The organism is Lacrimispora sp. 210928-DFI.3.58, assembly GCF_020554865.1.
Lineage (GTDB): Bacteria > Bacillota > Clostridia > Lachnospirales > Lachnospiraceae > Enterocloster.
This window is the reverse complement of the sequence record NZ_JAJCIC010000033.1, coordinates 41367-54536: the sequence shown is the minus strand read 5'-3', so window position 1 is coordinate 54536 and position 13170 is coordinate 41367. Positions and strand designations below refer to the sequence as shown.

Here is a 13170-nt window from a genome sequence, read left to right as displayed (position 1 = left end):
CCAGCCTTTGGGCTGGCATTATTTTGTCCGGAGGACTGGTTATTTACCATATACGAGAAAAATAAAGAAAGAGTTGTTATATAGACGATTGGGCCGGACTTCCCATAGAAGGAAGTCCGGCCTCATTGTTTCAATCTTATTTATATTCGCTGTACTTCTCCTCACAATACTGGCAGCGGTAGGTCTCTGTCTTCTCGTCAGCCAGATAAAAGATGTGGGGAAGCTCCTGCTCGATAGAGGTGATACAGCGGGGATTTTTACACTGGATGACGTTGGTGATCTTCTTTGGAAGCTTTAAGGCGCGCTTCTCTACGATCTTGTCATCGCGGATAATGTTGATGGTAATGTTGTGGTCAATGTAGCCCAACACCTTTAAATCAATGGTGTCAAGGCCGCCCTCGATCTTGATGATGTCCTTGCGGCCCATCTTGTTGCTGCGGGCGTTCTTGATAATGGCTACCTGGCAGTCCAGCTTGTCAAGGCCTAAGTGGTAATAGATGTCCAGGCTCTTTCCGGCCTCAATGTGGTCTAATACGATTCCTTCTTTTAATCCGCTGATATTTAACATGGCTTCTCCACCTCCAGTAATGTCATGATGAGGGCCATACGCACGTAGACACCGTACTGGGCCTGACGGAAGTAGGCGGCTCTTGAGTCGTCATCCACCTCAACAGAGATCTCATTTACACGGGGAAGGGGATGAAGAACGTACATGTCCTCTTTGGCAAGCTTCATTTTCTTCTTGTCCAGGATGTAGCAGTCCTTTAAGCGGATATAGTCCTCTTCATTAAAGAAGCGTTCCTTCTGAACGCGGGTCATATACAGGATATCCAGCTGTCCGAGGGCTTCATCCAGGTTTCCAACCTCCTCAAAAGGAATGTTGTTGGCAATGAGCACGTCCTCACGGATGTTGTCAGGAATACGCAGCTCCGGCGGGGAGATCAGGACAAACTTGATGCCGGGATAACGCACCATGGCATTGATCAGGGAGTGTACGGTACGGCCAAATTTTAAGTCGCCGCAGAGACCGATCACCATGTTGTCCAGACGTCCCTTCATGGAACGGATGGTCATAAGGTCTGTCAGGGTCTGAGTGGGATGCTGGTGGCCGCCGTCACCTGCATTGATTACAGGGATCTGGGCCTTCTGTGCGGCTACGAAGGCAGCGCCTTCCTTTGGATGGCGCATTGCGCAGATATCGGAGTAGCAGGATATCATGCGGATGGTATCTGCAACGCTTTCTCCTTTGGCAGCAGAGCTGGAATTGGCGGATGAAAAGCCTAATACGCTGCCTCCCAGGCTCAGCATAGCGGATTCAAAACTTAAGCGGGTCCTGGTGCTGGGCTCATAGAAAAGGGTTGCCAGCTTCTTTCCATCGCAGACATGGGCATACTTCGGAAGATTCTGCTCAATGTCTCTTGCAAGGGCCAGAAGGTCATCAATCTCTTCCACAGAGAAGTCTAAGGGATTCAATAAATGTCTCATGTGTTCTCCTTTGCCTGTATGAATTTGTATGTAACCTTTGATTTGGGAAATATTTCACACCTCACCAGTGCGATAGCCGGACCAGCCAGATATGGCACTGATTTGTGCCTCGTCATATTCTTACATAGAATGTCCCATAAGTCAAGGGGAATTTGGTGGATTTTTGAAAAAATTGTGGTATTATCGAAAAGGGGCAAAAGCAGGAAAAAACGCGTAGACTTTCATAGTAAGGAATAATTAAGGAACTCTAAAGGAAAAACAGGGGGACGGGGGTTTCACGATATGCTATAATGAACAAAGCACAGGAATATGTCATGAGAGGAGGCAAAGGGGTGTGGAGGATACGAGCTTGAGGACAGTGCCTGAGGAGGAGAAACGCCCTGCAGCCATTCAGGTAAAAAACCTTTATAAAATATACCGTGTAGGAGAGACGAAGGTCCGCGCATTAAATGGCGTGGATTTTGAATTGTACCGGGGAGAATTTGTCGCCATTGTGGGCACCTCCGGCTCCGGCAAATCCACCCTGCTCAACATGCTGGCGGGCCTTGAAAAGCCCACAAAGGGCGAGATCGTGATCGGAAAGGTACATATCGAGAAGATGACGGAAAAGCAGCTGGTGGCCTTCCGGCGCGAAAAGGTAGGCTTCATTTTCCAGTCCTATAACCTTCTAAACACCATGAATGCCATTGAGAACGTAGCCCTTCCCTTATCCTTCCGTGGAATACCAAAGCGGGAGAGGTTAAAACGGGCAGAAAAGTTCATGAAGCTGGTAGGAGTGGGAGACCAGGCAAAGCATATGCCAAACCAGATGTCCGGCGGACAGCAGCAGAGAGTGGGGATCGCCAGGGCTCTGGTGGTGAACCCGCAGATCATCTTTGCAGACGAGCCCACGGGAAATTTGGATTCCAGAACCACCATGGAGGTGCTGAGGCTCATGCAGCGCATTGTAAAGGAACAGAAGCAGACCCTTGTGATGGTAACTCATGACAATAATCTGGCCTCTTATGCAGACAGGAGGATCCGCATTGTGGATGGAAAGATCGTGGGGATCGAGACAGGAGGCCGGTCGGCCCTGGAGGAGGAAGAGCCAGGGTCTTTTATAGTAAATACAGGAGGAAACCCTGCAAGGGTCAAAGAGGGAGAATATAGAAATGGGAACAGTTAACAGCAAAGCAGGAAACAGGAAGAAAAGGCTCATAGCATTGCTGGCAGCGGCCGTGATGGCCCTGGCAGCGCCTGTTCACGCCTCTGCATCAGATTTTAAGCTGGGCTATAATACCAATGCCAGCAATAATGACTATATATTTACCACCAAATCCCCCAGGGGAAATATAGGCAAATCCATGAGCATTCCCTTCCGCATCCGTTCCACGGATGAGGATATGAAGAATGTAAAGATCAGCCTGGCGGAGACCGGGGACTTCCAGTTTATCGAGGAAAAGGGAGAGGGCGATTACCTGATCGACTACTATCCCTTTGAGATCATGGAGACCACCTTTACCCCAAAGAGCGTAGGCAATATTGACAAGGGAAGCGTGAAGAGCGTGTCTCTCTCTGCCCGTGTGCGCCGTGACGCCGCTCAGGGCTATTACAGCATTCCTATTTTGATCGAATGGGACGGCGGAAGCGACATTGACTATGTGAACATCTGGGTATCCACCAGCTCCTCTACCTCAGCAGATGAGGAGGAGGATAAGAAGGAGGGCACTTATTTTGTGATCGGCGAGAACCAGTCCACTCCCAGGGGAGTTTATCCGGAGGTCTGTAATTTCGGTGTGAATTTCCGGAACCGCAGGGAGACAACGGCCCAGGATGTGACGGTCAGCATGCAGCTCTCAGAGGACGATGCCAAGTTCCCATTTGAGATCAATGACGGCAATTACGACAGGACCTTTGAGCGTGTGGGGTTCGGTGAGACCGTGACAGCGCCCTACAGCATGGCCATACGCAAGGACTCCTACACAGGCTATTATCCCATTAAATTTACCATTACCTTCCGATTGAGCTCCGAGGGCGACCTGCACACGGAGGAGGGTACCTTTTACGTCCATGTGGTATCGAAGGACAAGGAGGATGACTTAAGGGATTTTGATGCCAACGACAGGACCAGGGCGAGGCTGATCGTGGACAGCTACTATACCATTCCGGAGGAGATCTATGCGGGGAGCGAGTTTGAGCTGGTGCTGAACATGAAGAATGCTTCCACAAGCGTACCTGCCAGCAACATCCTCTTTAATCTGGAATCAGAAAAGGTTTCCGACAGCGCCGTATTCACCACAGAGGCAGGAACCTCCTCCATGGTGATCAATGCCTTATCTCCCGGACAGAGCACGGAGCTGCGGGCCAGATTTACGGCAAAGGCAGGCGTAGACCAGCGCTCCTACGGCATTACGGTAAAGGAAAAATACGACAGTCCGGAGTTTAAAAACGCGGAGGAGAGCATTACCGTGGATATCCCTGTGAAGCAGTATGCGAGGCTGTCCACCAGCAACATCGATGTCATGCCGGATAACATGACAGTCGGTTCGGAGTCCAATGTCATGTTCGGCATCAACAACACAGGAAAGGTGATCCTCTACAATGTGACCGTCACCTTTGAGGGGGATTCCATCAAGCCGACAGACGCCTATGTGGGCAATATCAAGCCCGGAGAAACGGGGAATGTGGACACCATGCTCACAGGCATTGCGCCCACCATGGACGATGGGACCATCAAGGTAAGGATCGACTATGAGGATGAGAACGGCGTGGCGGCAGAGCCTGTGGAGAAGGAGCTGACTCTTATGGTGACGGAAGATATGCCTATGGAGTGGGACGCAGCAATGGATGTGGATGCAGAGGCCATGGGAATGGAGGAGCCGCCCTCCTTCTGGGGCAGATATAAGCTCTATCTCATAGGAGCTGCCGTCATGGTGCTGGCCGCCGCAGCAGGGACCGTGATACACATCCGCAGGAAGCGCAAAGCAGCAAAGGAAGAGGAAATAGACGATGAAATTTCCTGATCTACTGATCATGAGTGTCAATAACTTAAGGCGCAGGAAGCTGAGGACGGCTCTCACTGTCCTGGGAGTGATCATCGGAACAGCCTCCATTGTTGTTATGGTGTCGCTGGGCATTGGCTTAAATGAGATGACAATGGAACAGATCGCCTCCTGGGGAAGCCTGACCACCATTGATGTGAGCTCAGATTCCGGCTACGGAGGCGCAGTGAGCATTAGAGGCGGAAGCAGCAAGAACTCTGACCCCAAGTATATCACTGATGAGGTGATCGAACAATTTGGCCGCCTTCCCCATGTCACGGGCGTATCTCCGGTGCTGGAGCTCAATGTGTATTTGCGCCAGGGAGCTTATGAGGCCACCTATGTGACCTTAAACGGAGTGAGCCAGTCTTATCTGGAGCAGATCGATATCGGTGAGGGGAGGCTGCCGGAGCCGGGAGAGATGGGCCTGGTGGTGGGCAATCATGTGGCCCAGCAGTTCTATAACTCGAAAACGGGAAAGGGCTACTGGGATACCATGGAGATGCCGGATGTGGACTTTATGGGAAAGCCACTGTTTGTCATCTTTGACATGGATGCCTATTACCAGAGCAGGGGCGGTTCCTCAGAAAGCGGCAGCACGGTGAAGCCGCCAAAGAAATATATGATACAGACGACCGGAATGGTAGCCGGAGGAGAGAATGACTGGAGCAGCTATTCCTACCAGATCTATACAGATGTGGACGGCCTGAAGGCCCAGCTGAAGCGGGCGTTTAAAAAGGGGACCGTGATCCCAGGCCAGCCCACCAACAAAAAGGGAAAGGCCTTAAGTTATCTGGTGTACAGCAGGGCAGAGGTATTTGTGGACGATATGGACAATGTCCAGGAGGTGCAGCAGCGGCTTTCCGACATGGGCTATCAGGTATCCAGCCAGATGGACTGGCTGGAGAGCTCCCGCCAGCAGTCCAATATGGTGCAGGCAGTCTTGGGAGGGATCGGAGCAGTTTCCCTGTTCGTGGCAGCCATCGGCATTGCAAATACCATGATGATGTCCATCTATGAGCGCACAAAGGAGATCGGCGTTATGAAGGTCCTGGGCTGCGATATGGGAAATATCCGCAATATGTTCCTCATTGAGTCCGGCTTCATCGGCTTTATGGGAGGCGTTGTGGGGATCATGTTAAGCTATGGCGTTTCGGCTCTGGTAAACCGCTTTGTAAATATGGCGGAGATGTACGGAGTGGACGGAAACCTGTCCCGGATCCCGCCCTGGCTGACACTGGCGGCAGTGGGCTTTGCCGTCTTTGTAGGCATGGCTGCGGGCTTTATGCCTGCCATGAGGGCTATGAAGCTGAGTCCATTGGCAGCGATCAGGAATGAGTAGTCTGCCCTCCCGGCAGCAGGGGAGTCCATTTAGAAGTAAAATTAATAAGTAAAACTTCTAAAAATATCTTGCAATATTAGTAAAAAGCATATATAGTATTCTTAGAGCGTGTGACTGGCGGATGGTGGATGAACCACAGGGAGCACGCAGGAAAGAAGAAAGCAGGAGCCGACCGCCTGGGCACATGGGTTTATTTTGTGTGTCTGGGGGAGGCTCTTTTTATTACGAAGTATCCAGTAAAACGCGCCAGTGACGCGTTTTATCGGATTTTTATCACGGAGGTAAGGATATGAACGTAAAGTCATTGGAACAGGAACTGAAGAACAATGCCTATCCCGGCAGAGGGATCGTGATCGGAGAGACGGCTGATGGCAGGAAGGCGGTTACTGCTTATTTTATCATGGGAAGAAGCGAGAACAGCCGCAACCGCGTATTTGTGGAGGATGGCGACGGCATCCGCACCCAGGCCTTTGATCCTGCAAAGCTGACGGATCCCAGCCTGATCATCTATGCTCCTGTGCGGGTGCTGGGAAACAAGACCATTGTCACCAACGGTGACCAGACGGATACCATCTATGAGGGCATGGACCACCAGATGACCTTTGAGCAGTCCCTGCGCTGCCGGGAATTTGAACCGGACGGCCCCAACTATACACCAAGGATTTCCGGCATCATGCACATCGAAAAGGGCCTTTACAGCTATGCCATGTCCATTTTAAAGAGCAACCATGGGGATCCTTCCTCCTGCCTGCGCTTTACCTACGCTTACCAGAATCCCATTGCCGGCGAGGGACATTTTATCCACACCTACATGCATGACGGAAGCCCGCTGCCCAGCTTTGAGGGAGAGCCCAAGCTGGTTGCCATAGACGGGGATATTGATTCCTTTACCGATATGGTCTGGAGCAGCCTGAATGAGGACAACAAGGTATCCCTGTTTGTGCGGTTTATTGACATTGCAACCGGGGAGTATGAGACCAGGATCGTAAACAAGAACAGATAGTAACCATTCAGAACGGCGGGAAATCAGGCGGAAAAAGCTGCGTTAAGCTTGCTTATAAGCAGCTTTTTATGGCTGATTTCACATCGGAGGAATCTCCCAGCTTTTGTCCGGCCACAGCCGGGCAAGAAGATGCCCCGTTCTGAACAGTTACAACAGATAAAGAAAATATCAAAAGGAGAATCATCAAGATGAAAGAGCTGGAACTGAAATACGGATGCAACCCAAATCAGAAGCCTTCCAGGATTTTTATGAACGGGGACAAGGAGCTGCCCATTACTGTGCTCTGCGGAAGGCCCGGATATATCAACTTTATGGACGCCTTAAACGGCTGGCAGCTGGTAAGGGAGTTAAAGGCTGCCACGGGACTGCCTGCTGCCACCTCCTTTAAGCATGTGTCGCCCGCCGGAGCTGCTGTAGGACTGCCTCTGGATGATGTGCTGAAGAAGATCTACTGGGTGGATGATTTAGGAGAGCTGTCTCCTCTGGCCTGTGCCTATGCGAGAGCCAGAGGCGCTGACAGAATGTCCTCCTTCGGCGATTTCATTTCCCTGTCCGATGTGTGCGATGCAGACACAGCAAAGCTGATCAAGCGCGAGGTGTCGGACGGTGTGATCGCTCCCGGCTATGAGTCTGAGGCCCTGGAGATCTTAAAGTCCAAAAAGAACGGAAACTACAATGTGATCCAGATCGACCCGGACTATGAGCCGGAGGCTATTGAGCGCAAGCAGGTATTCGGCGTTGTATTTGAGCAGGGACACAACAATCTGGAAATTAATAAGGATCTGCTAAAGAACATTGTCACAGAGAACAAGGAGCTGCCGGAGTCCGCGGCTATTGATCTGATCATTTCTTTGATCACCTTAAAGTACACCCAGTCCAACTCCGTGTGCTACGTAAAGGGCGGCCAGGCGATCGGTATCGGTGCAGGCCAGCAGTCCCGTGTACACTGCACACGCCTGGCAGGCAGCAAGGCAGACAACTGGTATCTGCGTCAGGCGCCCCAGGTGTTAAACCTGCCTTTCATTGACGGCATCAAGCGGGCTGACAGGGACAATGCCATTGACGTATACATTGGCGATGACTATATGGATGTTCTGGCAGACGGAAGATGGGAGAAGACCTTTAAAGTAAAGCCTCCTGTATTTACAAAGGAGGAAAAACGGGCATGGCTGGACGGCATGACAGATGTGGCGCTGGGCTCCGATGCCTTCTTCCCATTTGGAGACAACATCGACAGGGCTTATAAGAGCGGCGTAAAATACGTAGCACAGCCAGGCGGCTCTGTCCGCGACGACCAGGTGATCGAGACCTGCAACCAGTATGGCATGGTGATGGCATTTACAGGGATCCGTCTGTTCCATCATTAATGGGAGAAAGAGAATAGGGGATAGAAAAGGGCTGGCAGCCAAAAGGAGGCCAGTCCTTTTTTGAATATGGAAGCGGGAATCGCTGCGGCAGCCGGAGCATACAGATTTTTTTTGTAGGCAGCCGGAGCATACAGATTTTTTACTTGCCCTTGTGAGCTGGTCTGTTATATAATGGAAAAGCTGTTATCGCACAAAGACCCCGCCTTTTAAAGTGTTTCAGGAGGCATTTTATGGATACAAGAGAAAAGAAATGGACAGGAAATCCGGCAGGCCTTCTCATGATGCCTGTGCTTTCCTATGTGCTGTGTGAATTTGTTACAGGGAATCTGACCGGTATCACCTGGCCGTTTGCCCTGCTCAATATTGGCTGGTATTATGTGCTGTATACGGTCCTGTTTGTGTTGTGTGGAAGGAGCAGGATAGCGGTGCCTGTGATGTCGTCTGTTCTCTATGTAATTGCACTGGCGGAGACCTTCGTGGTAGCTTTCCGCGAGCGTCCGGTGATGCTGTGGGATGTGATGGCTGCCAGGACGGCCATGTCCGTGTCGGCCAACTATACATTTTCCATTTCCTGGGAAATGGCGATGTCAGCCCTTATCCTTCTTGCTGCCAATGTGATCCTGTGGAGGAAGCCTGTGAGGATAAAGGGATTGCAATGCCGTCTTGCTGTGGGAGCAGGAGGCGTGGCTGCTGCAGCTGTATTTGTTCTCAGCTTTTTCCTGTATTTTGTGCCGTCCATGGACCTGCAGGTGAAAATGTGGGCTGTCAATGAGAGCTACAGTGAATATGGGTTCCTTCTGGCTACAGCGGCTTCCATAAAAGATATGGTGAAAAGGCCGCCGGAGGGCTACAGCATAGAGCGGGTGGAGGCAATTTTGGCAGAGGCGGAGGCTGAGAGAGAAGGAAAAACGGAAGGAATATCAGGTACTGCCCCCGTCCAGCCCGTAAACCTCATCTGCATCATGAACGAGAGCCTGGCGGATATCCGTCTTGCCGGGGCATTTTCCACCAATGAAGAGTATTTCCCCTTTATAGACAGCCTTCGGGAAAACACCATCCGGGGGAATCTCTGCATGCCTGTGTTCGGAGCCATGACGAGCAATTCTGAGTTTGAGTTCCTCACAGGAGATTCCATGGCCCTGCTGCCATCCGGTTCCATCGCCTACCAGTTCTATGTAAAGCCAGATGCCCGGACCATGGTGAGCACTGTAAAGGATCAGGGCTATGAGACCGTGGCAATGCATCCCTATCCGGGAAAAAACTGGAACAGAGAGGCGTGCTATAAAAATATGGGCTTTGATACCTTTCTGGACGGGGAGTTCTATGAGGGCTGTGAGGAGCTGCGCAAGTACGTAAGCGACAAGGCAGATTATGAAAAGCTGATCCAGGTGGTGGAGGCCAAGAAAGATCCAAAGGACAAGCTGTTCATCTTCAATGTCACCATGCAGAACCACGGAGGCTACGAGGGGACCTACGATAATTTCAGCCAGGAGGTGCACCTTACCGGAGATCATGAGGGAAAATATCCCAAAGCGGATCAATACCTGTCTCTTATGAAACGTTCAGACGAGGCCTTCCGGTACCTTCTGGAATATTTTGAGGCCTCCGACGAGCCCACGATGATCGTCATGTTCGGCGACCATCTGCCCAGCCTGGAGGCAGAATTTTTTGACAAGATCAACGGAGGCGTCAGGAAATATCCATCTCCCTCCAGCTATCTGAAATGGTTCAGGACGCCTTTTCTTATATGGACCAACTATGAACAGCCCGCACAGGACATGGGAGACATGGGGGCGGTTTACCTGTCTTCCCAGGTGCTGAAGGCAGCCAATCTGGAGCTGTCACCCTATGACAGCTTCATGCTCCGGATGGCCGAGGCTCTTCCGGTGATCCACATTACAGGCTGTTATGACAGGGAAGGGAACTTCCTTACCTGGGAGGAGGCGGAAGCGGAAGGGTCTTCTGTCCGCGATATGGTACTGGATTACGAAGCCCTGGTTTATAACCACAGCCTTGATAGGCAGAAGGTCAGGGAAATGTTTTCTCTGCCTCCCTCAGGAAAGTCTCCCTGATGTACGGGCTGCGCGGCGGTCATGACAGGAGGCAGTCAGTATGCAGGCCTTCGGAAGCTCGCTGTTCTCTTGTGAGAATGGCGAAAAGACAGTTGATTTACTGCCATATAGATGGAGCGGGATATTCAAAATGCACAAAATGACCTAAAAAATTTTTAGCAAAATGTAAATAGACAAACAAATTTTTAGATATTATAATAGTGACAACTTACATACAACGGAATAACACAACAAAGATTCTATGTATATCCTGGGGATCGGCCCAGAGTTTCTACCAACTACCATAAGAGTTGACTACATAATTTTTCCTAACAGAAAAAATAAGTAGCCGGCTCTTTTTTTGTTACATGGGAAACTTCTTTGGAGCCTCCCATGCAGCAAAAGCCCTTTGGGCGGGATCGCACTGGTTAAAGACAAAAAGAAGAGGAGGAAAGCGGCATGAAGGTTGTGGGACAGAGTATAGGGCGTGTGGATGCCTATGGAAAGGTGACGGGGGAGGCCCGTTACAGCGCGGATTTAGAACCGGAGCATATCCTGCACGGAAAGGTGGTCCACTCCCCTATTGCGAATGGACTTGTAAAAAGCTTTGATCTGGAGGAGGCAAAAAAGGTACCGGGAGTGGTGAAGATCCTGACCTGTTTTGATGTGCCTGACTGCCAGTTCCCCACAGCAGGACATCCGTGGAGCGTGGAGCTGAAGCACCAGGATATCTGTGACCGGAGGCTGCTCAACCAGAGAGTCCGACTTTACGGGGATGACATTGCGGCAGTCATCGCAGAGAATGAGGTCGCTGCCGCTCAGGCCGCACGTCTCATCAAGGTGGAGTATGAAGAATATGAGCCTGTTGTGACAGTGGAGGCAGCCATGAAGGAAGATGCCACACCTCTGCACCCGGATCTGAGGAAGGATAATGTGATCGTCCATTCCCATCTGACCATGGGGCCCTCTGATTTTACCTTTGAGCATGGCCTTGAGGAGGCAAAGGAGCTCTATGGGGAGGAGGAGCTCATAGAGGTCAGCCGGGAATATAACACGCCGAGGATCTCCCACTGCCACATTGAGCTTCCGGTTTCCTGGGCTTATGTGGATGTAAACGGCAAGGTGACCGTTGTATCCTCTACACAGATCCCCCATATTGTCAGAAGATGTACGGCTCAGGCCCTGGGGATCCCCATCGGAAGGGTGCGCATCATCAAGCCCTATATCGGAGGAGGCTTTGGCAACAAGCAGGATGTGCTCTATGAGCCCTTAAATGCCTTTCTTACCATGGCAGTGGGAGGCCGTCCGGTCAGGCTGGAGATCAGCCGTGAGGAGACCATTGTGGGCACCAGGACAAGGCATGCCATTAAGGGCCTGTGCAGGGGACTGGTGACAAGGGATGGACGCATCCTGGCAAGAAAGCTGGAGGCCTATGCCAATAACGGGGCCTATGCCTCCCACGGACACGCCATCTGCGCCAACTGCGGAAACGTATTTAAGGATCTCTACCGCGACAGGCTGGGAGCAGAGGTGGACTGCTTTACTGTCTACACCTCATCGCCTACGGCCGGAGCCATGAGAGGCTACGGCATTCCCCAGGCAGCATGGATCACGGAATGCCTGACAGACGATATGGCGGAAGCCATTGGGATGGATCCCTGCGAGTTCCGGCTGAAAAACTGCATGGAGGCCGGCTTTGTGGATCCGGCAAATGGGATCACCTTCCACTCCTATGGGCTGAAGGCCTGTATTGAAAAGGGAAAAGAATACATTGGCTGGGATCAGAAATGGAAGGCCTACAAAAACCAGACAGGGCCTGTCCGCAAGGGCATCGGTATGGCGATCTTCTGCTACAAAACAGGCGTTTATCCCATTTCCCTGGAAACAGCGGCTGCGCGCATGGTGCTGAACCAGGATGGCTCCATCCAGCTCTGCATGGGAGCCACGGAGATCGGCCAGGGCGCGGATACGGTATTTTCACAGATGGCCGCTGAGACCACAGGGATATCCATTGACCGTGTCTATGCAGTTTCCACGCAGGATACGGATACAACGCCCTTTGACACAGGAGCCTATGCATCCAGGCAGACCTATGTATCCGGTATGGCCTGTAAGAAATGCGGTCTGGAATTGCGCCGCAAGATCCTGGAATATGCAGCCTACATGCTGAACCATTCTGTAAGCGATATCTCAAAGACCGTGTATGCAGGCGTTGTCAGCGAAGCGAGAAGGCAGATCGCGTTCGCCCTTGGCCTCGCGGAGTCGGAGGAGGTCACAGAGGATATGCTCGATATTGTGGACAGCAGGATCGTGGTAAAGGGCGGGGAGCCGGTACTCTTTGACGTATCCGTGGTGGCGGACACCGCATTTTACTCCTTAGAGCGCTCCATCCACATTACAGCAGAGACAACCAGCCAATGCAGGGACAATTCCTTTTCCTCCGGCTGCTGCTTTGTGGAGATCGAGGTGGATATGCCTCTTGGTCTGGTGACAGTAAAGGACATTATCAATGTCCATGATTCCGGCATGCTCATCAATCCCCAGACAGCAGCGGGACAGGTGCACGGAGGCATGAGCATGTCTTTGGGCTACGGACTCTCAGAGGAGCTTCTGGTGGACGAGAAAACAGGCCGCACCTTAAACAATAACCTTCTGGACTATAAGATCCCCACAGCGATGGACATTCCCGACCTTCACGTGGAATTCATCCAGCTTCAGGATCCCACAGGCCCTTACGGAAACAAATCCTTAGGAGAGCCGCCGGCGATCCCCTGTGCACCTGCACTGCGCAACGCGATCCTGAATGCAACCGGTGTACACATGAATCAGAACCCTATGACGGCCCAGCGGCTGATCGAAAAATTCAAAGAGCAGGGGCTTATCTGACCATCAGGAGAAAAGG

At 51.5% G+C, this 13170-nt stretch carries 9 protein-coding genes and 2 riboswitches; of the genes, 7 read left to right on the top strand and 2 right to left on the bottom strand.

Translation table 11 applies throughout. The features are described 5' to 3' along the window. Window positions 1-136: 136 nt before the first annotated feature. Both LIZ87_RS17455 and pyrB read right to left on the bottom strand, forming a co-directional pair. Window positions 137-568, bottom strand: a complete 432-nt coding sequence (locus LIZ87_RS17455) for an aspartate carbamoyltransferase regulatory subunit (protein ID WP_178316725.1) — start codon at window positions 566-568, stop codon at window positions 137-139. Next, window positions 562-1485, bottom strand: a complete 924-nt coding sequence (pyrB, locus tag LIZ87_RS17450) for an aspartate carbamoyltransferase (protein WP_227148642.1) — start codon at window positions 1483-1485, stop codon at window positions 562-564. The genes LIZ87_RS17455 and pyrB overlap by 7 nt, the downstream gene beginning before the upstream one ends. A 334-nt stretch (window positions 1486-1819) precedes the next feature. Between pyrB and LIZ87_RS17445 the strand changes: the two genes are divergently transcribed. From LIZ87_RS17445 to xdhA, 7 genes are all read left to right on the top strand, one after another. Continuing rightward, window positions 1820-2650 carry an ABC transporter ATP-binding protein gene (locus LIZ87_RS17445; protein ID WP_227148641.1) on the top strand — a complete coding sequence of 277 codons (831 nt, stop codon included), beginning with the start codon at window positions 1820-1822 and terminating at the stop codon, window positions 2648-2650. Beyond that, entirely contained in the window at window positions 2637-4487 is a 1851-nt protein-coding gene (locus tag LIZ87_RS17440; protein ID WP_227148640.1) for a COG1361 S-layer family protein, read from the top strand. Before LIZ87_RS17445 ends, LIZ87_RS17440 begins: the two co-directional genes overlap by 14 nt. After that, window positions 4474-5847, top strand: a complete 1374-nt coding sequence (locus LIZ87_RS17435) for an ABC transporter permease (protein ID WP_227148639.1) — start codon at window positions 4474-4476, stop codon at window positions 5845-5847. Before LIZ87_RS17440 ends, LIZ87_RS17435 begins: the two co-directional genes overlap by 14 nt. Before the next feature lie 100 nt (window positions 5848-5947). Continuing rightward, a riboswitch (ZMP/ZTP riboswitch) is annotated at window positions 5948-6036 on the top strand. Window positions 6037-6136: 100 nt separating this feature from the next. Continuing rightward, entirely contained in the window at window positions 6137-6850 is a 714-nt protein-coding gene (locus LIZ87_RS17430) for an IMP cyclohydrolase (RefSeq protein WP_227148638.1), read from the top strand. Between the two features lie 188 nt (window positions 6851-7038). Next, window positions 7039-8217: a phosphoribosylaminoimidazolecarboxamide formyltransferase gene (locus LIZ87_RS17425; RefSeq protein ID WP_227148637.1), complete on the top strand. Its 1179-nt coding sequence runs from the start codon at window positions 7039-7041 to the stop codon at window positions 8215-8217. Between the two features lie 230 nt (window positions 8218-8447). Then, a complete protein-coding gene (locus tag LIZ87_RS17420; protein WP_227148636.1) occupies window positions 8448-10289 on the top strand; it encodes a sulfatase-like hydrolase/transferase in 1842 nt (613 codons plus the stop codon). 221 nt (window positions 10290-10510) lie between these two features. Then, window positions 10511-10606: riboswitch (purine riboswitch) on the top strand. A gap of 121 nt (window positions 10607-10727) precedes the next feature. Beyond that, window positions 10728-13154 (top strand): xanthine dehydrogenase subunit XdhA, encoded by a 2427-nt coding sequence (xdhA, locus tag LIZ87_RS17415; RefSeq protein ID WP_227148635.1) that lies wholly within the window; start codon window positions 10728-10730, stop codon window positions 13152-13154. Window positions 13155-13170: the final 16 nt, after the last annotated feature.

Excerpts from the sequence above, each read along its gene's own strand:
- xdhA (WP_227148635.1), top strand. The coding sequence starts at position 10,728 with ATGAAGGTTGTGGGACAGAGTATAGGGCGTGTGGATGCCTATGGAAAG.
- pyrB (WP_227148642.1), bottom strand. The coding sequence starts at position 1,485 with ATGAGACATTTATTGAATCCCTTAGACTTCTCTGTGGAAGAGATTGAT.
- LIZ87_RS17420 (WP_227148636.1), top strand. The coding sequence starts at position 8,448 with ATGGATACAAGAGAAAAGAAATGGACAGGAAATCCGGCAGGCCTTCTC.
- LIZ87_RS17440 (WP_227148640.1), top strand. The coding sequence starts at position 2,637 with ATGGGAACAGTTAACAGCAAAGCAGGAAACAGGAAGAAAAGGCTCATA.
- LIZ87_RS17430 (WP_227148638.1), top strand. The coding sequence starts at position 6,137 with ATGAACGTAAAGTCATTGGAACAGGAACTGAAGAACAATGCCTATCCC.
- LIZ87_RS17435 (WP_227148639.1), top strand. The coding sequence starts at position 4,474 with ATGAAATTTCCTGATCTACTGATCATGAGTGTCAATAACTTAAGGCGC.
- LIZ87_RS17425 (WP_227148637.1), top strand. The coding sequence starts at position 7,039 with ATGAAAGAGCTGGAACTGAAATACGGATGCAACCCAAATCAGAAGCCT.
- LIZ87_RS17455 (WP_178316725.1), bottom strand. The coding sequence starts at position 568 with ATGTTAAATATCAGCGGATTAAAAGAAGGAATCGTATTAGACCACATT.